The organism is Rhizobium sp. R693 (assembly GCF_002211315.1).
GTDB lineage: Bacteria > Pseudomonadota > Alphaproteobacteria > Rhizobiales > Rhizobiaceae > Rhizobium.
This window is the reverse complement of record NZ_LOKY01000015.1, coordinates 14535-36785: the sequence shown is the minus strand read 5'-3', so window position 1 is coordinate 36785 and position 22251 is coordinate 14535. Positions and strand designations below refer to the sequence as shown.

The following is a 22251-nucleotide window of genomic DNA, read 5'->3' as shown; positions in this document are numbered from 1 at the left end:
CGCGGACCACTCAGCTCGGGTAATGCGCGAAAAGATAATCGCCTGGGAGAGACGCCGCGCGGGAGATGGTCCGCGTTTGGATTTTGTCGCCAGGCGCCCTTGGCTCAGCGCGCAACACGCCGATTTGCGTTGCGCGAATAGCCAAGCTTCTCGGATATTTCCGAAGCCGCATCGAGAAGGCTCTCAAGGTAGGTCGCACGATTGCGCAAGCCGTCTTCGCGCGGCGCGACCAGGCACAGTGTCGCGATGCATGCGCCGTCCGCCTGATGGATCGGAACGGCAAAGCAATGGGTAAAATTCTCGACTTCGCTGTTGAAGGTGAAATAGCCATCTTGCGCCGCGTTGCGGACTTGGCCGATGAAGTCGGCTGGGTCAAGGCGCCTGCCATTCGGCAGCACGAAGTCGTCCGGGGGGATGAGGTCAAGGATCTGGCGGTCGGACAGGTGCGACACAAGCAGTCGTCCCGAGGCCGTCCAGGGGATCGAGACAAGTTCGCCGACATTCGAGGAGATGCGGAACGGGCGGATGCCTTCCCGCATCATCGCCACCGTATACTTCGCACCCTCAAGGACGCACATCTGCGCCGTCTCGCGGGTTTCCTCTGCAAGACGGATCAGCATGCGCTCGCATTCGCGCATAAGATCAAACTGCTCGGCATAGGCGGTGCCGAGGAAATAGAGGCGGCGGCCGAGATAGACCCGGCCGTCGTCCTGATAATAGTCAAGCATGCCGTGGCTGAGCAACAGGTTGACGAGTTCGTAGACCGAGGAGCGCGGCGCGCCGATCTCGGCGGCGATCTCGTTCGGCCGCATGGGCTGGCGCTTCACGCGCAGGAATTCGAGGATCTCGAAGGCACGATCCAGTCCTCGGGTGCGCCGCGATACTGTGTCGACACCAGCCTCAGCCATGCTTTTCTCCAATGTCAGGCGCGGTCCGCGCGGTAGGCCACGCAGTCGACTTCGACCTTGCAGTCGACCATCATGCGTGATTGGACGCAAGCGCGCGCCGGAGGGTTTTCGCCGAAATAGTCGGCATACACGCCGTTAAAGCTCCAGAAATCGCGCGGATCGTCAAGCCACACGCCCACGCGTACGACGTCTTCAAGGCTGTAGCCCGCCTCATTGAGAATGGCAATCAGGTTTTCGATCGCCCGTCGGCTCTGGGCAACTATTCCACCGCCGACGATCTCGCCTTTCTCCATAGGGACCTGACCGGACACATACAGCCAGCCGCCTGCTTCGGTTGCTCGGGCGAAGGGAAGTGGTTGTCCGCCTGCGCCTGTTTCACCGGCCCCATAACGCTTGATCGTCATTCTTTTCACTTTCTTTTCTAGTTGAAGCTGGAGGTCTTGAGGAATTCGGCCAGGCGCTCGGTCTTGGGCTTCACGAACATCTCCTTCGGATCACCTTCCTCGCAGATGACCCCTTGATTCATGAAGATGACACGCGATGACACCTCGTAGGCAAAACGCATCTCATGGGTGACCAGCAGCATGGTCATGCCGTCTGCAGCAAGTCCCTTGATCACCTGCAGCACCTCACCGACCAGTTCGGGATCAAGAGCCGAGGTCACTTCGTCAAACAGCATAAGACGGGGTGACATTGCGATTGCACGGGCAATTGCCACGCGCTGCTGCTGACCACCGGAAAGCTGGCCTGGATAGTGATTGGTTCGCGCCGACAGCCCGACGCGCTCGAGCCAACGCTCGGCAATCAAGCGGGCGTCGGCTTTCGGCATCTTCTTGACCTTGATGAGGCCGAGCATGACGTTCTGGGCTGCCGTCATGTGCGGGAACAGGTTGAACTGCTGGAAAGCCATTCCGGTGAGAGCGCGTTGACGGGCGATCTCCTTCTCGGTCTTGCGCCGACGCGTCGATCCTTCGACGTGGTAACCGATCTCCTCCCCATCGAGGCTGATCGTACCACCCTGGAATTCCTCCAGCATGTTGACGCAGCGCAGCATCGTGGTCTTGCCCGAGCCCGACGAGCCGATGATCGAAATGACCTCGCCTTCCTGCACGGAGCAGTCGACGCCTTTGAGAACCTCGTGTTGGCCGTAAGTTTTGCGCAGGCCCTTGATTTCAAGCATTGTCTTGGCCATCTATCGGCCTCCTCAGGATGGAAGGGCAGTCTTGCGCTCGACGAATTTGCCGAAACGCTCGATACTGAAATTGACGACGAAATAGAGGGCCCCTGCCAGGAAGTAGAACTGCAGGCTCATGAAATTGCGGGAGATGATCTCCTGCGTGCGCAGCAACAGCTCCGCCACACCGATAACCGACAGCAGCGTCGACGCCTTGACCATTTCCGCCGCCGTGTTGACCCAGGCTGGCAGGCACTGGCGCAGGGCCTGGGGCCACAGGACGGAGGTGAACGTCTGCGTGAACGTCAGACCGATCGCCTTTGCGGCTTCGGTTTGCCCCTTCGGGATGGCCTGCAGGGCACCGCGAACAATCTCACCGACGTGCGACGAACAAAATATCGCAAGCGCCAGAACGCCCGCCGCGAACGGCCCCAATTCGATGCCCACGGCGCTCGAGACGTAGTAGCTGGCGAGGACAAGGACCAAAACCGGTGTGCCGCGGATCACGTCCGTATTGGCTCTCACGATCAGGCGTAGCACACCGTTTCCATAAACCAGGGCCAGACCTGTGAATACCCCGAGCACCGAGCCTGCGAAAATGGCCAAGAGGGAGATCGATACCGTCATCGCGACGCCATTCAGGATGACATGACGGGCGATCCAAAGTTGATCGAGAAAAGTTTGGGACATTGGTTTATCTCGGCAATGCCAGACGCCGCTCGACAAGGCGCATCAGGGCGGCAATGAGGAAACAGGTGACGACGTAGAGAGCGGACGTGACGATCCAGGTCTCGATGACACGGAAGCTCTCGACGTTGATCTTGCGCGCTGCGAAGGTCAGCTCGGGCACAGCGATCGTTGCGGCAAGCGATGTGTCCTTGAAGAGAGAGATGATTGTCGACGACAGCGAAGGCAGAACGTTGCGGATCATCAGTGGTGCTATGATCGAGGTGCGTATCTGCATCGACGTTAGGCCGATCGCCATTCCGGCTTCCGTCAACCCCTTTGGAATAGAAAGAAGCCCAGCGCGGAAAACTTCCGCCAGATACGCTCCCGAGTAGAGCGACAGAACCAGGACAAAGCTCTTTATCTTGTCGAGCCGGAAGCCCATCTGAGGCAGCGCAAAGAACGCAAACAGGACGAGAACGAGGATCGGCAGATTTCGGATCACCGTAACATAGGAGCGCGCCGGCACGGCTATGAGGCGGTTGTTCGAAAGCAGCGCGAAAGCGACGAAAAGACCGAGGACGGCCCCGATCAAGATCGAGATCACCGCCAAGCCGAGGCTCAACATCAAGCCGCTGAGCAGGAAATCGAAGTTGCGCCAAACGGCGGCGAAATTCAGCGTGTAACCCATTGTAGGCCGCCTCTCCAGAAGCGGGAGCGGGACAAGACCCGCTCCCTTGGGCCAGTTACTTGTATTCGACCGGGAAACCGATTTGCGGAGGCGTCAGGTCCTTGCCAAACCAGGTCTTGAACGATTTGGCATAGGCATCGAATTCGACGCCGGTCATGGCTTCGTGAAGGGCGGTGTTGACGAAGTTCAGCCAATCCTGGTCGCCGCGCTTGACACCGCAAGCATAGGTCTGCGGATTCCAGCCGAAGCCCGCATCCTTGTACTTGCCGGGGTTCTGGGTCATGTACCACGCCAGCGAGGACTGGTCGGTGGCGACGGCATCCGCACGGCCGGATTCCAATGCCTGATAAATCAGGTCTACCGAGTCATACTGGTCGACTGTTGCATCGGGAAGCGCGGCATGAACCATGGCTTCCGCATAAACATTTTGCAGGACCGAAATTGTCACCGATGAGCCGGCAGCCTTGAGCGCGGCGTAGTCTGCATATTTGCCATCAGCCTTCAGCATCAGGCCGACACCTTCACGGTAGTAGGGGATCGTGAAGGCGATCTGCTGGGCGCGCTCACCCGTCACCGTCATGAACTGGCAGGTGATGTCGACTTTGTCGGTTGTGATGTTCGGAATACGGGCGTCCGAGGACTGGTTGACGTATTCGATCTTCTCGGGATCGCCAAAGAGAGCCTTGGCGATAATGTGACCCATGTCGACGTCAAATCCCTGGAGCTTGTCGTCGGCGCTCTTGAAGTGCCAGGGCGCATTGGTGCTGCCGGTCCCCATGACGAGGTGACCGCGAGCAAGCACCTCGTCGAGCTTGCTTCCGTCCGCGAGAACCGGGCTGGAAAGGATTGTGGCTGCGGCCAAAGCGATCAGGCCGACACGAAAAGAAGATGTCATGGCGTTCCCCTTGTGAACATTTTTCCTTTGTCCAATATTCCGGACACGTGTCTGTTTTATTGGATTTCGATAGGAAGCGACATCGGCGATGAATTGTCAAGCTGCGCCGCCCAAAAAGCTGAAGCGATCGACGCTCACTGCTTTTTCGGCAGCGCAGCATTTCTCCCCTTCCCGAACCTCGACACGCCTCCCTGAGCACAATCTGGGATTGATCGAGTAACGCTGCTGCTTGCAGGAAGGAACCAACATTGAGGCCGATCACCCGCGAGCAAACCGGGCTCTGCGAACGCAAGCTGGCAGAAAAGCCTTCACGCATGGCGCCATTGCCGCCCGATCCATGATTGCGCACCGTCAACCAATTGACCAAACGTCCATTCGCCTAAAGTCGATCAATCAATTCGGTCAGATTGCCATAGCAATTTCGCCATCTTACGTTTAAGTAAGCGCGAGTTTTCGAAGTTAGGTGAATTTCTGAAATGCGCAGCGATACAAACTTTCATGAAGAGGCAAGATTGCTTGCGCTTCTGGCAAATGAAAAAAGGCTCCTGATTGCCAGCCTCCTCCTGGACAACGAACTGAACGTCGGCGAACTCGCGAAACGAGTCGGTCTGTCGCAGTCGGCTCTGTCCCAGCATCTGGCGAGGCTACGTGAGGGCAAGATCGTGACAACGCGACGTGACGCCCAGACAATCTATTATTCGACAACCCACTACGGCGTCCGGAAAATCCTTTCCACCCTCGATGAAATCTATGCCCGCCCGACCGTGACGTTGAGTAGCGCGAACTAAACTTCTTTGGTGTGCACGACTACCGAGAAGTGCCAACTTGCGGAAGAATAGGGGCTGCACCATCTTCTCCTCATAGCGGTCTTTGAGGAGCGGCCATGATACCCGAAGGCGATCATCTGTTTTCCACGCAAATCTCAGGCGAAGCGATGCCGGATGCCGGATTGTTCACGTGGGATCTCCGGAGCAACCTCGTCTATGCGGACAGCGCCCTTGCGTGGTTGTTTGGGCTTGAACCTGACGAAACAGAACACGGCCTGCCGCTACAGACGTACATGGAGCGCATTCACCCTCAGGATGCACCGGTTCTCGCCAAACAGATCAACGACGCCATTGTTGCGGAGCATCCGACGGTGCAGAACTACCGCGTCCTGAACCAGGATGGGATCTATGTTGCTGTTTGCGCGTTTGGCCGCTGCTTTCGCGACCGCGAAGACGTTCCAGTTCATTATGCAGGTATCGTCGTGCCCGCCGAGACCTTGCCGGACAAAAAGTCGCACTAGCTATCGCGACTTGCTTCGCCAGTTAACCCTGCGCGCTACCCTATTTGCTGGCGGTTGACCAAATGGACGATAGCGCCCGAAGGGCGCGGCATCAGTCTCTTCAAAGCCGAGCGGTGCCCCCTTGGTTCGCCCAGTGAGAGAGCGAGTATCTCGCCAAGCATTGCCGACTGTCACGACTATTGGTAGCATTTGCGCTCACCGCTGATCCGCAGAGCTTCGCAATGCCTTGAATTGATAGACTTCCTCGTGTTCGTTGGAGACTGGTCGATGAAAGTGTCATGTCGAGTTTCACCGGTCCTGAGCGCACTCATCATTGCGTTTATGTCGGTACCTCAAGGTGTCCTGGGGCAAACCGTGCCAACTGTCGGCATAGCTGGCGTTCAGATCGAGGATGTCTCCCCAAAGCATGAATTCGTCGGACGTGTGGAAGCCTTAAACGCCGTAGACATCCGCTCACGGATCGAAGGCTTCCTCGACGGGCGGCTTTTCGACGAAGGCCAGATTGTCAGGAAAGATCAGGATCTCTTCCTCATCGACAAGCGATCACTCGATATCTCGCTCCAGGACGCACAGGCTTCCCTTGCTAGCGCTCAGGCAACCTTGGCAGATGCGCAACGAAGGCTCGAACGAAATCAGTCGCTGAGCTCACAGACCGTATCGCGCGCCACCCTGGAAGAGAGTCAAGCAGCGGTGGAAACGGCCCAAGCGAACGTCTTGTCGGCGCAGGCACAAGTAGGGCAAGCAGAACTAAACCTCAGCTACACTCGCATAACCTCTCCGATCGAGGGCCGCATCGGGGCAGCGGAGTTGTCGGTCGGAAGCTTCGTAAGCGGCAGTTCATCGACATTGGCGCGTGTCGTGGAAATGGACCCGATCCGGGTCGTCTTCTCCGTCAGCGACCGGTCGATCCTTGACCTGCGGGCGGCCGCGGGTGGCGCAAGCAAAGACGATCTTGCAAGGAAGTTTGAGCCTACCTTGCGCCTTTCCAACGGCCAGCAATACAGCGAGACGGGCAAGATCGAGTTTTTCGGGAACGAAATCGACGAGACAACGGGCACGCTGGCCATTCGAGCACTGTTCAGCAATCCAGAGAGCCTGCTCATTCCGGGCCAGTTCGTCACGGTGATCATATCGGAGGCAGAAAGGAAAATGCGCCCCGTCGTCCCGTTGGGTGCTGTCCAGCAAGACCGCGAGGGCAAATTCGTCCTGCTTGTCGATCAGGAGAAGCGCGTTGTGCTGCAGCGGATAAAGGTCTCAAAGCAGGCAGACGAAAACTGGGTCGTGGACGAAGGACTTAAAGGCGGCGAGAGCCTGATCGTGGAGGGACTGCAGAACGTTTCTGAAGGTGTGGCCGTTAATGTCACGCAAGTGGCCGCGGCCGAAGGCAGCATCACCTCACCTTCCTCCCTCACGCCCCAGGCTGGAACGCAGCAATGAATATATCGGCCCCCTTCGTCGCCCGACCACGGTTTGCGATGGTTATTGCGATCGTCATGATGATAGCGGGCACGGTCGCCCTCCTCCTGATACCAGTCGCGCAATTCCCTCAGATCACACCGCCGGAGGTTCAGGTAACTGCGAGCTACCCCGGTGCCAGTGCCAGCGTCATGACGGACAGCGTGGGAGCACCTATCGAGGATCAGGTGAACGGCGTCGAAGACATGCTCTACATGTCGTCGTCCAGCACCAACAATGGCACGTACAGCCTGACGGTGACCTTTGCGGCGGGGACAGATCCCGCAATCGCCCAGGTCAACGTGCAGAACCGCGTGGCCATGGCAACGCCGCGACTTCCCGCTGCGGTGACCCAGACCGGTGTGTCGGTGAGAAGCCGTTCGTCGAGCATGCTTCTCGGTTTTGCGATCTATTCGCCAAAGGGGACGAAAGACGAAGTTTTCATCAGCAACTACGCGACGATAAACATCCGCGACGCGATCGCGCGGCTCCCCGGCGTCGGAGAAGCGAGCGTTTTCGGCCCCGCCTATAGCATGCGGGTATGGATGAACCCTGACCGCATGCAGGCGCTTTCAGTAACGGCGGCTGATCTGACCGCAGCCATTCAGGCTCAGAACGCTCAGGCGTCCGCCGGCCAGCTCGGATCACCGCCGTCGGTAACAGGCCAGCAAATGCAGTTGACCGTTACGGCCCGCGGACGGCTGGCAAGCGAGACCGAGTTCGGCAACATCATCATTCGGACCAACCGGGACGGCGCAGTCGTGCGTATCCGCGACGTTGCCCGGGTGGAACTCGGCGCACAATCCTATGACACCGCCTCCACCCTGAACGGGCAGCCCAGCGCGACGGTGGTCGTCTATCAATCGTCAGATGCCAATGCGCTTGCCGTGTCCACCGCCGTCCTTAGCGAATTGGAGAGACTGTCGAAGCAGTTTCCCGACGACGTTGCATACACCGTGGTTTTCGACACGACGGCTTTTGTTCGACAGACCATCCAAGAAATTCTCGTCACGCTGGCGATCACCTTTGCTCTCGTCGTCGCCGTCGTCTTTATCTTCCTGCAAGACTGGCGCGCGACGGTCATCCCCACATTGACCATCCCCGTTTCGCTGGTGGGCGGTTTCGCCGTGCTCTACCTGATGGGATATTCGGCCAACACAATCACCCTGTTTGCGATGATACTCGCCATCAGTCTCGTGGTGGACGATGCCATCATCGTCGTGGAAAACGTCCAGCGGGTGATGAGCGAGGCCCGCGTTGGGGTGCGCGAAGCCACGTTGCGCACGATGAGCGAGGTAACCGGTCCGATCGTTGCCACCACGCTGGTCTTGGCGGCCCTTTTCATTCCGGTGGCCTTTCTTGCTGGCATAACCGGTGAGCTCTACCGTCAATTTGCCGTTACCATTCTGGTGACGATCACGTTCTCGACGATCAATGCGTTGACGCTCAGTCCAGCCTTGTGCGTTCTCATGCTGCGGCCAGGACAGCAAAGCCCGTCACTATTTTTCAGCAAGGTGAACCGAGGCCTGGACGCGTCACGACGTTTTTACCTGCATTTGCTGGACATCTTTTCCCGCAAGCTGGTTCTGGCTGTCTTGCTCCTCGTCGCTGTTTTCGGCGGGATTTACGGCCTCTATCGCGTCCTGCCGACCGGGTTCGTACCTGCCGAAGACCAGGGTTATCTCTTCATGAACGTGCAATTGCCAAGCGGGGCGTCCCTGGAAAGAACGCAGCAGACAATTGCAACGGTCAGCTCCGTGCTTCAGCGAACCCCCGGCGTTGCGAATACTATCGGCATCGCTGGCTCGAGCATGGTGGGTGGTGGTGGCTCGAACTCCGGAATGGTCATTTCCGCGCTGCGTCCCTGGAACGAGCGTGGGAGCGATCAAAGCGTCTTTGCACTCATCAACCGGTTGCGCGCTGAATTCGCAACGATTTCAACGGCCTCGATTGTACCGTTCAATCCACCGGCGATACCTGGCCTCGGCACGACGGGGGGATTTGATTTCCGTCTTCAGGCGCGCGCCGGCCAAAGTCAGGAGGAACTGGCCGAAGTGATGCGCGGCCTGATCATCGCGGCAAACCAGACGGGGAAGACGTCCAGCGTGTTCAGCACTTTTTCCGCGGATACGCCCCAAATCTATCTCGACATAGACAGGAAACGCGCCGAACTGTTCGGCGTTTCTCCGGCAACGATTTTCAGCACGCTTCAATCCCACCTCGGATCGTCCTATGTCGACGACTTCAACATCTTCTCGCGCGTGTATCAGGTCCGCATTCAAGACGAGCCGAGTTTCCGAACACGAATTGAAGATATTCAGCGATTGCGGGTGCGCGGGCAGTCCGGCAATCTCGTTCCGATGCAAGGACTGCTTTCCATTTCGACCGTCTACGGTCCGAACTCGATCAACCGTTACAATCTCTTCCCGTCGGCTGCGATCAACGGCCAGGCTGCAGCCGGATCCAGCACCGGCGATGCGCTGGAGACCATGGAAACGCTCGCGGCGGAAAAACTCCCCCCCGGCTTCGGCTACGAGTGGACCGGCTTGGCGTTGCAGGAGCGGCAGGCAGGCAATCAGACGGCAATCATCCTCATCATGGGGATCGTGTTCACCTACCTTTTCCTGGTTGCTCAATATGAAAGCTGGAGCGTGCCGGTGGCGGTGATGCTATCGGTGACGGTGGCTGTTGTCGGAGCGTTGGGCGGTCTCGTGATTGGCGGCATCGATCTCAATATCTACGCGCAAATCGGCCTGTTGCTGCTTATCGGGCTTGCGGCGAAAAATGCAATCCTCATCGTGGAGTTTGCCAAGGAACGCCGGGAAGGAGGTCTCGGCATCATGGAGGCAGCCACCGCCGGAACGGCACAGCGCTTTAGACCCGTCCTGATGACTGCGATGGCGTCGGTGCTTGGCGTTGTGCCTTTGGTCGTTGCGACGGGCGCGGGCGCAGCCAGCCGGCAGGCAATCGGCACGACAGTCCTCGGAGGACTGCTCGTTGGCACTATCGTCGGCCTCCTGGTTATCCCGCTTTTGTATATCCTCGTCCAAACCGTCAGGGAGGCCGTCAAGGGTCGAATTTTCGGCCACGGCCGCGACAGGGCCAGCAAACCTCCGGCTGCCACAACTCCGGAGTAGACGGCGCGACCTGAAAAGCTCGACGTTAGTCTAGCTCTACGCGTCCTTTGGGTTTGCGAGAAGCCGACGGCGGATGGCACCGTCGGCAGCCTCGTTGCCCGTTTACGATTTCAGGGCTGCGGCGTTGTCCGCCGCATAGGCTTGCAGCGAACGCGGCGACTTGCCGGTCAGGGTTTTTACATCGCCGGTAACGACGGCGGTCCAGCCTTCACGGACCGGATAAAAGATGGTGGCGAGGAATCCCGCGTAGTCGGTGGGCACACCGGCGCCGGTCAGGATGCCGACAAAGGTGTCGTCGCCAACGGCCTTATATGTAACCGGCTTGCCGATGACGTTAGAAAGAATTGCAGCGGCATCTGCGTAAGACAGCGCTTCAGGCCCCGTCAGGTTGAACGCCTTGCCATCAAAGGCTGACGAGGTCAGGGCCGAAACAGCGCTCGCCGCGATGTCGCGGGCGTCGATGAAGCTTGACTTTCCTTCGCCGGCGGGCAGAGCGATCTGTCCATGGTCTATGCCCGCCTTCCAGAACGTATGGAAATTGTCGGCAAACCAATTCGGGCGCAAAATCACATAGGGGGTGCCGGACTTTTCCAGCGCAATCTCAACCTGCCGGTATGGAATGGCGTCGTCGGCATCAACGCCGAAGACGCTCTGAAGAACGACCTTCACCTTGCGGGCGGCCGCAGTTTCGATGACAGGCCCCAACAGGCCCTTGGAATCAACATATCCTGAGGGGAGGAGCACATAGGCGCGGTCGACACCGTTGAAAGCCGCGTCGAAGGTTTCCGGCTTGCCGTAGTTGAACACCACGCCTTCGGCGCCTGCGACCGGCTTGCCAGCGCGAGAGGCGGCCTTGACAACCTCGCCCTTCGCCAAGAGGCCCTCCACCACATGGCGCCCCACGGTGCCCGTCGCACCGAGAACTAGAATCTTGTTGCCCATATCGATCACCTTGGTATCTGTTGGAAACTATCTTTCGATCTGATAGATATAGATAAATTGAAATCGGGAAAGAGAGCACTTTCCTGTCACATAGTTTCCTTTCGGAAACCGAGCACAATGGAACAAGGCAGACATGACAGCGATGCAGCATGCATATGACGTCTACGAAGATCGTTGTCCCACACGGCTGGTGCTCGACCGGCTGGCAGACAAATGGGCCGTGCTGATCCTCGATCGGCTGGATGGTGGCCCAGTGCGCTTCAATCATATTCGCCGGGACATCAAGGGCATCTCGCAAAAGGTGCTTTCGCAAACGCTCAAGAAACTGGAACGTGATGGGCTGGTGTCGCGGACGATATTTCCGACGGTGCCGGTGACTGTCGAGTACGCCCTGACCCCATTGGGGCGCACGCTTACGCAGACGATTTCGGCGCTCGCTCACTGGGCGGAAAAAAACATGGACGCGGTCCTTGCCGCGCAACAACTTTATGATGAGGCTCATCAAGATTGAGGCGAAGTCGCCAACGCCTGTCGACAACCCGGGTCGCGGTCCGGCGATCGCTGTGACTGGAACCACCACGCTGGTGCATGAGATCTGCCGAGGCGAACGACGCGGCCAAGCTGATTAAGGCTCCTTGAGAAAACCGGCTCACTGCGCTATATGATGCGTGATGCGTGATGAGGCGAATATGAGAACCACCCTCGCAATTGACGACGACATCCTGATCGCGGCAAAGGCGATGGCAGCACAGCAGCGCCGAAGCGTCGGAGAAGTCATTTCCGAACTGGCGAGACGGTCGCTGCGCCGACCCGCCAGTGGCGGTGAGCGCAATGGAATTCCTCTCCTGTCACCTCGGCCGGATGCGCCTCCAGTGACCCTGGAAGTCGTTAATGCCTTGCGTGACGAATTGCCGTGATTTTTCTATTGGACGTCAATGTTCTGATTGCCTTGATTGATCCGGGCCATGTAGCCCATGACGATGCGCACGAATGGTTCTCAGCAATTGGTCATTTCGCGTGGGCGACCTGCCCCATCACCGAAAATGGTGTCGTCCGGATTGTCGGCAATCCAAAGTATCCCAATTCTCCAGGTACTCCGTCCCCTGTGATGGAAATTGTCAAGAAACTCCGGTCGCTCCCTGGCCATCATTTTTGGCCCGATGATGTGAGCCTGGTTGGATCAGGTGATATCGATACCACGAAAATTCTAACCGCTGGACAGGTCACTGACACCTATCTACTTGCGATGGCCAAAGCGCATGGAGGCCAATTGGCGACGTTTGACCGCAAGCTGTCAACAGCTGCGGTTGCCGGCGGCAATTCCGCCTTACATCCAATCCCCACAAACAGGGCGTGAGTTCCAGGCGACACACGATGCCGCCCAAAACCTTGGTCAGTAGTCCTGCCAACATTACGCATTGGCGCCATGGGTTTTTGCTGGCACGAACTTTTCACTCTCGCCGGGGAACCCATCGACCGAGTTAGCCCGTGTGAAATACTGGATCGTTGGTCGTTCGGCGATGAAACTGCAACGAAGTTGATCGACCATCGCGAGCTATGACAGAGCCATCTTTGTCGACGAATTCCGGCTGCCCTCTATCCCAATCCTGCCACACAGGGCGGCTCTTAGCCGATATCTGATTTCTAGGCGCAATGCGGCCGCCGGTTGCGATTGACGTCGATGGTCGTATGCCAGAACACGGCACCAAGAATGATCGCGCCGCCGAAACAGGTGGCGAGCGGCGGTTGTTCGGAAAACAAAAGCCAGACCCAGAAGGGCGTGATCACGATTTCCATCGTGCCGATCAGCGCCGCTTCAGCCGGCGACATCCGCTTCGCCCCGGCAAGGAAGAGAACCAGCGCGAGAGAGAAATTGGTCGCGCCAAAAGCGGCAAGAACGATCCAGTTGCGCAGATCGAGCGAGCCGACGGAACTAAACGGCGCAAAGATGACGAGGGTCAGGAAAGCGGAGACGACGGTCGGCGGCAGGCTCGGCACGTCGGGATCGATGCGCGGGATGATGATGACGAGCGCGAAGGACGCAGTCATGCCGAGCGCCAGCAGATCGCCCCAGCCCGTGCCGCCGCCGATCGACGAGGCGACGATGACCGCAACACCAATCAGCGAGACGCCGCCAGCAATCAGCGTGCGTCTGGCAACCCTCTCCTTGAGGATGAGCCAGCCGAAGAGGGCTGCGATGAAGGGCGTCGTCGCATAGATCATCGTCACATTGGCGACGGTGGTCATGTAAAGCGCCCCGATGAAACATCCCTGACTGAAAGTCTGGCATGCGATCATGGCAAGACCGGACGGATGGAAGACGGAACGCCATTGCCGCCGTGAAATACCCCCTTCGAGGAAAAGACAGGGGATCAGCAGGAACAGTCCACCGAACAACGACCGCCAGGCGATCGCCGTCCATACGTCGGTCGTCAGGAGCCGCGAATAGACACCGCTCGCGCTCCAGGCAAGCGTCGCGGCAATGATGAGAAGCACGCCCTTCCCGTGCTCGCTGCCTGCGAGGTGTGTGGTCGGATTTTCAATGGTCACACGGATGGTCTCAAAGAAGGAAGTCGAACGCCGTTCCTTTCTGGGTCAGAAGTTGACATTGGACAAACGAATAGTTGAGATAGCTGTCATCGATTTTTTCTATGGCTATTCATGCGCGAACCAATCGAAAGCGACCTATTGAGAACTTTTCTGGTGGTCGCCGAGACGTCCAATTTCTCCGCGGCAGCCCAGCGCATCGGGCGGACGCAGTCGGCCGTCAGCGCGCAGATAAAGAGGCTCGAGGAGACGATCGGCGAAACCCTCTTCGAGCGCGGCGCTCGCGGCGTGCTCTTGACGCGCCAGGGCATACAGCTCGTGCCTTATGCCCGCAGGATCATCGACCTCCTGAGCGAGGCCGCCGCGACGATCCGCAGCAGACCGCTGGAGGGGCCGGTGCGGATCGGAATTCCCGAGGAATACAGCCAGACGGTGCTGCCGGCGGCACTTGCGGCTTTCGCCGTACGCCACCCGGCCGTCGAGGTTACCGTTTCCTGCGACTATACGGTCCGCAACATTGCCGCCCTGGAGCGCGACGAGCTCGATCTGGCCGTCGTTTTCGACTGGAGCGACCAGACGAAAGGCGAGGTCCTGTGCATCGATCCGACCGTCTGGGTCACATCCATGGTCCACAGGCTGCACGACATCGATCCCTTGCCGATCGCAACCTACCGCAACTCCACCTGGTCGCGCGATTTTGCGCTGCGGTCGCTGGAGCAGCTCGGCCGCAACTACCGGATAGCATTCATCGCCGACACGGGCTCAGGGCTCAAGAACGCCGTGACCGCCGGCCTTGCCGTCACCACGCTTTCGCGCAGCAACATTCCACCCGGCTGCCGGGAGCTGACCGCCGACGACGGTTTTCCGCCGGTCGATGCCTCCAAGGTCGTACTGCGCCGGAGCACTTTTCGCTCCAGCGAGGCCGTGCGGGAACTGGCCGAAATGGTGCGGGACGCGTTCCAGCCTATGTCGGCGATGACGTGATGCGGCGGTGCAATCGGCGCCGGGTCTCGGACGGGCTTTCGGAAAAACTCGCCCGATAGCTTCTCGCAAAGGCTGAGGCCGAGTTGAAGCCGGTCGCCGCCGCGATATCGGCGAAGGAGGCCGTCGTCTCGATCACCTTGCGGCGCGCCGCATTCAAACGCAGCGCGAGATAGTGGACATGCGGCGGCGCGCCGATAGCCTGCTGGAACAGATCCTGCAGATGCCTGGCGCTGATGCCCACCCTGCGGGCCAGCCGCGCGAGAATGAGAGGCTGTTCGATATGCTCCTCCATCAATCGTACCGCCTGCGTTACCCGGGGATCGTGCACGCGCAGTCCCGCAGAAGCTGCCGAAAGCTGTTCGTCGGCATGGAAGGAAGGCTGCTCGTAACGGAACAGCCGGCTGACTTCGAGCGACAGCGAATAACCCTGACGTTGCCTGATCACCTCCAGCATCAGGTCGACGGTTGGAAGCGAACCTGATGTCGTCAGCCGCTTGCCGTCGATGACGAAACGATCCTTCACTGCCCGCACCTGCGGATAGGCCATGGCAAAATCCTCGTAGTCCTCCCAGTGGACGGTGGCCGGCAGTCCGTCGAGCAGGCTTGCCTCCGCCAACAGCCATGTGCCGGACTCGATGCCGGCAATCATTTTGCGGTAACGGGCGGCCTGGGAGAGCTGCATCTTGAGGACCTGTGTCGCGCTTCGACGCCAGTTGTAACTGGCAAGTACGAAGAGCGGTGCATCCTCGGTCGTCGCCCCAAAGGCGTCCTGGGCGGGCACGGCGATATTGCTCGTGGTCGGGACCGGCGCTCCGTCCGGCGTCAGGAGCCGCCAACGATAGAGCTCGCTGCCGGAAATGCGGTTTGCGCCGCGCAACGGCTCGATGACCGACGCGATCAGGATCAGGTTCGTATCCGGCAGGACAAGAAGGTCGATATCGAGCCGTTCCGTCGATCGCTGCAGCAAAACCACCTCCCTGTGATTCCGATAATGTATCGCTTGCTTCTGAAATTGCAAAGCATCTCCGTTCGTCCTGTCGCGTAATGCGGACAAGACGGAGAACGACACCATGCCTCTTGCGATGAACCGCGATGTCTTCATTACCTGCGCTGTCACCGGCGCCGGCGATACGGTTTCCAGATCCAGTCACGTGCCGATCACTCCCAAGCAGATCGCCGGCGCCGCCATTGACGCGGCAAAGGCTGGTGCCGCGGTCGTTCACTGCCACGTCCGCGATCCGGAAACGGGCGCCGCCAGCCGCCGCAACGAGCTTTACAAGGAGGTCACCGACCGCATCCGCTCGGCGGATATCGACGTCGTCCTCAATCTCACCGCCGGCATGGGCGGGGATCTGATTTTCGGCGATGTCGAAACTCCCCTTCCCCTTAATCCGAAAGGAACCGATATGGCGGGCGCCAGCGAGCGCGTCAGCCATGTCGCCGAATGCCTGCCGGAAATCTGCACGCTCGACTGCGGCACGATGAATTTCAACCTCGGCGACTATGTCATGACCAACACGCCGGCCATGCTGCGTGCCATGGCGAGGAAGATGACGGATCTCGGCGTGCGGCCGGAAATCGAGGCCTTCGACACCGGCCATCTCTGGTTTGCCAAGCAGCTTGCCGAGGAAGGCCTGATCGAAGATCCGGTGCTGATCCAGCTCTGCATGGGCATTCCTTGGGGCGCGCCCGACGATCTCAACACGTTCATGGCGATGGTCAACAACGTACCGGAGAGCTGGACCTTTTCGGCCTTTTCGATCGGTCGCAACGCCATGGCCTATCCGGCGGCGGCCATTCTGGCTGGCGGCAACGTGCGTGTCGGGCTCGAGGACAATCTCTTCGTCGGCAAGGGCCAGCTTGCCACCAATGCGCAGCTCGTCGAAAAGGCCGCACAGGTGGTCGAAGGCATGGGTGCGCGGATCATCGGTCCGCAAGAGGTCCGCAAGAAACTCAAACTGACGAAGCGCTGAGGACGGGATGGCAGGGATCAACAAGGCGGCTTGTATCGGTGGAGGCGTCATCGGCGGCGGATGGATCGCTCGTTTCCTGCTGGCCGGCATCGACGTGAATGTGTTCGACCCGCATCCGGATGCGGGACGCATCGTCGGCGACGTGATCGCCAATGCCGAAAAAGCCTATACCATGCTGACCGGCGCCCCCCTGCCGGCCCGCGGCAGGCTTAATTTCTGCAAGACGCTGCACGAAGCAGTCGCTGACGCCGACTGGATCCAGGAGAGCGTGCCGGAAAGGCTCGAACTCAAGCGCGGCGTGCTGAATGAGATCGATGCAGCTGCGCGCCCCAACGCTCTGATCGGCTCGTCCACCTCGGGCCTGCTGCCGACCGATCTGCAGCGTGACATGAAGCATCCCGAACGCCTCTTCGTCGCCCACCCCTACAACCCCGTCTATCTGCTTCCGCTTGTCGAAATCGTCGGCGGCGAAAGGACATCAGCGGCCACCATCCGGGCGGCGATGGAAAGACTGCCGCCGATCGGCATGAAGGGCGTCCATATCGCCAAGGAAATCGAGGCCTTCGTCGGCGACCGGCTGCTAGAAGCGCTATGGCGCGAGGCCCTGTGGCTGATCCATGACGATATCTGCACCGTCGAGACGCTCGACGACGTCATCCGCTACTCTTTCGGCCTGCGCTGGGCTCAGATGGGCCTGTTCCAGACCTACCGCATTGCCGGCGGCGAGGCCGGGATGCGACACTTCCTCGCCCAGTTCGGTCCCTGCCTCGCCTGGCCATGGACCAAGCTTACCGACGTCGTCGATCTCGACGATGCGCTGATTGAAAAGATCGGCCGGCAATCAGACGAACAGGCGGCCGGCCTCTCGATCCGCGAGCTCGAACGCATCCGCGACGAAAACCTCGTCGGCATCCTGCAAGCCCTCAAGGGTGGCCACGGCGGCAAGGGATGGGGCGCCGGCAAGCTGCTGAAGGACTTCGAACAATCGCTCTGGGCACAAGGCGGCGGGACATCCGTGTCTTTTGACCCATCCAAGCCGCTCAGGCTTATCGAGACGAAAGTCAGCCCTGCCTGGGTCGACTATAACGGCCATATGACCGAACACCGCTACCTGCAGGTTTTCGGCGACACGTCCGATGCACTGTTGCGCCTGATCGGCGTCGATCTCGCCTATGTCGAGGCGGGACAGAGCTACTACACAGTGGAAACCCACATCCGCCATCTCGGCGAGGCAAAGCTCGGCCAGGCGATCCATTCGACCTGCCAGATCCTGTCTGTCGACGAAAAACGACTGCATGTCCTCCACACCCTTTACGGCACGGCGACGGGCGAGGCCCTCGCCACGGCCGAGCACATGTTGCTGCATGTCGACAGCAAGGCGGGGAAGGCTATCCCTGCACCGGCCGCTGTGTTCGACAAAGCGAAGGGGATTGCGCAAGCGCATGCCGTGTTAGCGGTGCCTGAAGGCGCCGGCCGGCAGGTCGGCCAGAAACGGTAGGAGGAGCGGCATGAACTTCGGACTGAGCGAAGAACAGGAAATGATCGTCGAGACGGTCCGCACTTTTGTCGAAACCGAAATCCATCCGCATGAGAACGAGGTCGAGCGCACAGGCATCGTCCCGTCGGAGCTCGGGCGCGAGATCCAGCGCAAATGCATCGATCTCGGCTTTTACGCCTGCAATTTCCCCGAGGAGGTCGGTGGCGCCGGCCTTGACCATGTCACCTTCACTCTGGTCGAGCGCGAGCTCGGAACCGGCTCGCTGGGGCTGACGGTTTTCTTCGGCCGGCCCTCCGGCATCCTGATGGCTTGCGAGGGCGAACAGCGCGAACGTTATCTCCTGCCTGCGGTGCGCGGCGAGAAGATCGACGCACTTGCCATCACCGAGCCTGACGCTGGGTCGGACATGCGCGGCATGAAATGCGCTGCCCGGCGTCACGGAAGCGATTTCCTCCTGAACGGCACGAAACATTTCATCTCACATGCCGACGTCGCTGATTTCGTGATCGTCTTTGCCGCGACGGGGGAGGAGGAAACGCCAAAAGGCTTCAAGAAAAAGATTACTGCCTTCCTGGTGGATCGCGGCACGCCCGGCTTTGAAATCCTCAAGGGCTACGATTCTGTATCGCACCGCGGCTACCACAACTGCACGCTGAGCTTCGACGATTGCCGGATCCCCGCAAGCCAGGTGCTCGGCGAAGTGCATCGCGGCTTCGATATCGCCAATCAATGGCTTTACGGTACGCGGCTGACGGTCGCCGCCACGTGCGTCGGCCGGGCACGTCGCGTGTTTGACATGGCCCTGCCCTACGCCGCCGAGCGCAAGCAGTTCGGCAAGCCGATCGGAGCCAATCAGGGGGTGTCCTTCAAGCTTGCCGACATGATCACAGAAATCGACGCGGCCGAGTGGCTGACGCTTTCAGCCGCCTGGCGCCTCGACGCCGGCCTTTCCGCGGACCGGCAGATCGCCTCTGCCAAACTTTATGCCTCCGAAATGCTGGGCCGCGTGACGGACGAGGCGATCCAGATCTTCGGCGGCATGGGCCTGATGGACGACCTGCCGCTTGCCCGTTTCTGGCGCGATGCGCGCGTCGAGCGTATCTGGGACGGCACCTCTGAAATCCAGCGGCACATCATCAGCCGCGACCTGCTTCGACCTTTAGGAGCGTGAACTGATGACGCCTGGCCCGCTCGACCGCCTGCTCAGACCGCAAACGATCGCCGTCTTCGGCGGCCGCGCGGCGCGCAGGGTGATCGAGCAGTGCGACCGCATGGGCTTTGCCGGCGAGATCTGGCCCGTCCATCCCAAGCTTGGCGAGGTGCTCGGGCGGCCCTGCTATCGCTCGGTATCCGAACTGCCTTCGGCACCCGACGCTGCCTTCGTCGGCGTCAACAGGATGCTGACCGTCGAGATCGTGCGCAGCCTTTCGCAGGCCGGCGCCGGCGGAGCGGTCTGTTATGCATCGGGCTTCAGCGAGGCGACCGGTGAACTCGGCGACGGCGCCGAGCTACAGCAGGCCCTGCTGGCGGCCGCCGGCGACATGCCGATCCTCGGGCCAAACTGCTACGGGCTCATCAACGGTCTCGACGGCGCGCTGCTTTGGCCCGATCAGCACGGCCTGCGGCGTAGCGAACGCGGCGTCGCGATCCTCACGCAGTCCTCCAATATCGCCATCAACCTCACCATGCAGACCCGTGGCCTGCCGATCGCCTATATGGTGACCGCTGGCAACCAGGCGCAGATATCGCTTTGTGATGTTGCCTGCGCCCTGATCGACGATCCGCGCGTCACAGCGCTCGGCCTCCATGTCGAAGGCTTCGGCGATCTCGCCGCCCTCGAACGCCTGGCCGCTATCGCCCGCCATTCAGGCAAGCCGGTCGTCGTGCTGAAGGTCGGCAGGTCCGAGCAGGCAAAGCGTGCGGCCGTGTCGCACACCGCCTCGCTTTCCGGCAGTGATGCCGTCGCGAATGCCGTGCTCGCCCGCCTCGGCCTCGGCCGCGTTCAGAGCTTGCCGGCGCTCTTGGAAACCTTGAAGCTGCTGCATGTCGCCGGCCCGCTCGCAGGCCATTCGATCTCGTCGATGAGCTGTTCGGGAGGCGAGGCTTCGCTGCTCGCAGATGCCGCCGTCGGGCGCGCCGTGGAATTCGGTGCGTTGCAGCCGGCGCAATTGCCACGGCTGCGGCGGGTCTTGGGCGAGATGGTGACGCTTTCCAATCCGCTCGACTATCACACCTTTGTCTGGGGCGATTTCGCACGCCAGGCCGAAGCCTTCAGCGCCATGTTCGAAGGGGGATATGCCCTCAATCTCGTCGTCCTCGATTTTCCCCGCAGTGATCGGTGCGATGCATCCGAGTGGACGACGACGGTGGATGCGGTGATTGCCGCGGCCTCCGCCACTGGCGCGCTGACCGGGCTTGTCGCGACCCTTCCGGAAAATATGCCGGAGGCGACCGCCGATCGCCTGATGGCAAACGGCATTATCGCCTTCTCGGGCATCGACGAGACCATCACGGCGGCAGAAGTCGCCGCCGGCATCGGCCGCGCCTGGAATCGGCCGTCTCCCCTGCCACTGCTCGACGCGTCCACTATGGAGGGCGAGATCGAGACCCTGACGGAAGCCGATGCAAAGGTCGAGCTTGCCGCTTTCGGCTTGCCCGTCCCGAAAGGACTGCTGGCCTTTTCTCCCCGAGAAGCGGCCAACCAAGCCGAACGACTCGGTTTCCCTGTTGCACTGAAGGGCCTCGGTATGGCGCACAAGACCGAGGCCGGAGCCGTCGCACTCAACCTCAAGGATCAGGAGGCGGTGTCAAATGCGGCAGCGGCCATGCCGCCGAATGCCGGTTATCTCGTCGAGAAGATGGTCGATCCACCGGTCGCCGAGCTCATCATTGGCGCTACCCGCGATTCCGCCTTCGGATTGTCGCTCACACTCGGCGCAGGCGGAATCTTCGTCGAATTGCTTGATGATTCGGTCATCCTGCCGCTTCCGGCGACGAAACCGGACATTCAAGCGGCGATTTTGCGTCTCAAGATTGCAAAAATGATCCATGGCTACCGCGGACACCCGAAAGGCGATCTCGAAGCTGCGGTCGCCGCTGTCGCAGCAGCGGCAGAATATGTCGTTAAGAATGCGGTGCGCCTGGAGGAACTGGACATTAATCCATTGATGGTTCTTCCCGAAGGGCGCGGCGTTGCTGCAGTTGATGCCCTGATAAGGCGGAGGAGGGTAGCATAGGTTGAGCGACCAGATTCGCACACGATTTGATGGCGCAATACTCGAAGTCGTCATCGACCGGCCGAAGGCCAACGCCATCGACCTTGCGACCAGCCGTGCCATGGGGCTGATCTTTCGAGATTTCCGCGACGATCCGGCAATGCGTGTCGCCATCGTGTCCGGCGCAGGCGACAAGTTTTTCTGCGCCGGCTGGGACCTGAAGGCAGCGGCCACCGGTGATGCCGTCGATGGCGACTACGGTGTGGGCGGCTTTGGCGGACTGCAAGAATTGCGCGACCTCAACAAGCCTGTCATCTGTGCAGTCAACGGCATCTGTTGCGGTGGTGGGCTGGAGATTGCCCTTTCGGCCGACCTGATCATTGCCACCGAACATGCGACCTTCGCGCTGCCGGAAATCCGCTCGGGTACAGTTGCCGATGCAGCTTCGATCAAGCTGCCGAAGCGCATCCCTTACCACATCGCCATGGACATGCTCTTGACGGGCCGCTGGCTCGACGTTCACGAGGCGCATCGTTGGGGTTTCGTCAACGAGGTCTTGCCAGCCGATCGGCTAATGGAAAGGGCATGGGAGCTTGCCCGGCTGCTCGAAGGCGGGCCACCGCTCGTCTATGCCGCGATCAAAGAAATCGTGCGCGAAGCGGAGGGTTCGACGTTCCAGACTGCCATGAACAAGATCACCAAGCGGCAGTTTGCGACGGTCGACAGACTCTATTCGAGCGAAGACCAATTGGAAGGCGCGCTCGCCTTCGCAGAGAAGCGAAACCCGATTTGGAAAGGACGATAACGAGGCGGCGGCAACCGCAGCATTTTCCCGCATGATGCGGGCACCGGAGGCGGAGAGGAAACCGCCTGCGGAT

Annotated in this window: 22 protein-coding genes; 13 read left to right on the top strand and 9 right to left on the bottom strand. The window is 60.0% G+C overall.

Annotated elements, in window-relative coordinates:
• Positions 1–104: 104 nt before the first annotated feature.
• The 6 genes from ATY79_RS15510 to ATY79_RS15485 are packed head-to-tail and all read right to left on the bottom strand — an operon-like array spanning position 105 to position 4334.
• Positions 105–908 carry an IclR family transcriptional regulator gene (locus ATY79_RS15510; RefSeq protein ID WP_088704280.1) on the bottom strand — a complete coding sequence of 268 codons (804 nt, stop codon included), beginning with the start codon at positions 906–908 and terminating at the stop codon, positions 105–107.
• A 14-nt stretch (positions 909–922) separates the two neighbouring features.
• On the bottom strand, positions 923–1312 hold the full coding sequence (locus ATY79_RS15505) for a RidA family protein (protein WP_088704279.1): 390 nt from the start codon (positions 1310–1312) through the stop codon (positions 923–925).
• Between the two features lie 17 nt (positions 1313–1329).
• Positions 1330–2100, bottom strand: coding sequence for an amino acid ABC transporter ATP-binding protein (locus ATY79_RS15500; protein ID WP_088704278.1), 771 nt, complete (start codon positions 2098–2100; stop codon positions 1330–1332).
• A 12-nt stretch (positions 2101–2112) separates the two neighbouring features.
• Complete coding sequence (locus ATY79_RS15495) at positions 2113–2772, bottom strand: amino acid ABC transporter permease (RefSeq protein ID WP_088704277.1); 660 nt, start codon at positions 2770–2772, stop codon at positions 2113–2115.
• A gap of 4 nt (positions 2773–2776) precedes the next feature.
• Entirely contained in the window at positions 2777–3439 is a 663-nt protein-coding gene (locus ATY79_RS15490; RefSeq protein WP_088704276.1) for an amino acid ABC transporter permease, read from the bottom strand.
• A gap of 55 nt (positions 3440–3494) precedes the next feature.
• Positions 3495–4334, bottom strand: a complete 840-nt coding sequence (locus tag ATY79_RS15485; protein ID WP_088704275.1) for a transporter substrate-binding domain-containing protein — start codon at positions 4332–4334, stop codon at positions 3495–3497.
• Between the two features lie 476 nt (positions 4335–4810).
• Here ATY79_RS15485 and ATY79_RS15480 point away from each other — a divergent pair, with 476 nt between their 5' ends.
• From ATY79_RS15480 to ATY79_RS15465, 4 genes are all read left to right on the top strand, one after another.
• Complete coding sequence (locus tag ATY79_RS15480; RefSeq protein WP_088704274.1) at positions 4811–5122, top strand: metalloregulator ArsR/SmtB family transcription factor; 312 nt, start codon at positions 4811–4813, stop codon at positions 5120–5122.
• A 95-nt stretch (positions 5123–5217) separates the two neighbouring features.
• Complete coding sequence (locus ATY79_RS15475) at positions 5218–5622, top strand: PAS domain-containing protein (protein WP_088704273.1); 405 nt, start codon at positions 5218–5220, stop codon at positions 5620–5622.
• 321 nt (positions 5623–5943) lie between these two features.
• A complete protein-coding gene (locus ATY79_RS15470) occupies positions 5944–7059 on the top strand; it encodes an efflux RND transporter periplasmic adaptor subunit (protein ID WP_245312382.1) in 1116 nt (371 codons plus the stop codon).
• Positions 7056–10214, top strand: coding sequence for a multidrug efflux RND transporter permease subunit (locus tag ATY79_RS15465; RefSeq protein WP_088704271.1), 3159 nt, complete (start codon positions 7056–7058; stop codon positions 10212–10214). Before ATY79_RS15470 ends, ATY79_RS15465 begins: the two co-directional genes overlap by 4 nt.
• Before the next feature lie 102 nt (positions 10215–10316).
• Here ATY79_RS15465 and ATY79_RS15460 read toward each other — a convergent pair whose 3' ends face one another.
• Positions 10317–11156, bottom strand: a complete 840-nt coding sequence (locus ATY79_RS15460; RefSeq protein WP_088704270.1) for an SDR family oxidoreductase — start codon at positions 11154–11156, stop codon at positions 10317–10319.
• A gap of 133 nt (positions 11157–11289) precedes the next feature.
• On the opposite strand from ATY79_RS15460, the gene ATY79_RS15455 reads away from it, so the two are divergent.
• The 3 genes from ATY79_RS15455 to ATY79_RS15445 all read left to right on the top strand — a co-directional run bounded on the left by ATY79_RS15455 (position 11290) and on the right by ATY79_RS15445 (position 12513).
• Positions 11290–11667 (top strand): helix-turn-helix domain-containing protein, encoded by a 378-nt coding sequence (locus ATY79_RS15455; protein WP_189638023.1) that lies wholly within the window; start codon positions 11290–11292, stop codon positions 11665–11667.
• 178 nt (positions 11668–11845) lie between these two features.
• Positions 11846–12073, top strand: a complete 228-nt coding sequence (locus ATY79_RS15450; protein WP_088704321.1) for a CopG family transcriptional regulator — start codon at positions 11846–11848, stop codon at positions 12071–12073.
• Positions 12070–12513 carry a TA system VapC family ribonuclease toxin gene (locus ATY79_RS15445; protein WP_088704269.1) on the top strand — a complete coding sequence of 148 codons (444 nt, stop codon included), beginning with the start codon at positions 12070–12072 and terminating at the stop codon, positions 12511–12513. The genes ATY79_RS15450 and ATY79_RS15445 overlap by 4 nt, the downstream gene beginning before the upstream one ends.
• A 287-nt stretch (positions 12514–12800) precedes the next feature.
• Here the strand turns inward: ATY79_RS15445 and ATY79_RS15440 are convergent, their stop codons facing one another.
• On the bottom strand, positions 12801–13706 hold the full coding sequence (locus ATY79_RS15440; RefSeq protein ID WP_088704268.1) for an EamA family transporter: 906 nt from the start codon (positions 13704–13706) through the stop codon (positions 12801–12803).
• A 111-nt stretch (positions 13707–13817) separates the two neighbouring features.
• On the opposite strand from ATY79_RS15440, the gene ATY79_RS15435 reads away from it, so the two are divergent.
• Positions 13818–14687, top strand: coding sequence for a LysR substrate-binding domain-containing protein (locus tag ATY79_RS15435; protein ID WP_088704267.1), 870 nt, complete (start codon positions 13818–13820; stop codon positions 14685–14687).
• Here the strand turns inward: ATY79_RS15435 and ATY79_RS15430 are convergent.
• Complete coding sequence (locus tag ATY79_RS15430; RefSeq protein WP_189638022.1) at positions 14668–15759, bottom strand: GlxA family transcriptional regulator; 1092 nt, start codon at positions 15757–15759, stop codon at positions 14668–14670. The genes ATY79_RS15435 and ATY79_RS15430 overlap by 20 nt on opposite strands.
• On the opposite strand from ATY79_RS15430, the gene ATY79_RS15425 reads away from it, so the two are divergent.
• From ATY79_RS15425 to ATY79_RS15405, 5 genes are read left to right on the top strand one after another with little or no spacing between them, the layout of a single operon-like run.
• Positions 15758–16660 carry a 3-keto-5-aminohexanoate cleavage protein gene (locus ATY79_RS15425; protein ID WP_088704266.1) on the top strand — a complete coding sequence of 301 codons (903 nt, stop codon included), beginning with the start codon at positions 15758–15760 and terminating at the stop codon, positions 16658–16660. The two genes, ATY79_RS15430 and ATY79_RS15425, sit on opposite strands and share 2 nt — an antisense overlap.
• A gap of 7 nt (positions 16661–16667) precedes the next feature.
• Positions 16668–18158, top strand: a complete 1491-nt coding sequence (locus ATY79_RS15420; protein WP_088704265.1) for a carnitine 3-dehydrogenase — start codon at positions 16668–16670, stop codon at positions 18156–18158.
• A gap of 10 nt (positions 18159–18168) precedes the next feature.
• The gene (locus tag ATY79_RS15415) at positions 18169–19329 is read left to right on the top strand and encodes an acyl-CoA dehydrogenase family protein (RefSeq protein ID WP_088704264.1); all 1161 of its coding nucleotides are present in this window, start codon (positions 18169–18171) and stop codon (positions 19327–19329) included.
• A gap of 4 nt (positions 19330–19333) precedes the next feature.
• The gene (locus ATY79_RS15410; RefSeq protein WP_088704263.1) at positions 19334–21394 is read left to right on the top strand and encodes an acetate--CoA ligase family protein; all 2061 of its coding nucleotides are present in this window, start codon (positions 19334–19336) and stop codon (positions 21392–21394) included.
• Between the two features lies 1 nt (position 21395).
• Positions 21396–22178 (top strand): carnitinyl-CoA dehydratase, encoded by a 783-nt coding sequence (locus ATY79_RS15405; RefSeq protein ID WP_088704262.1) that lies wholly within the window; start codon positions 21396–21398, stop codon positions 22176–22178.
• Positions 22179–22251 lie beyond the last annotated feature (73 nt).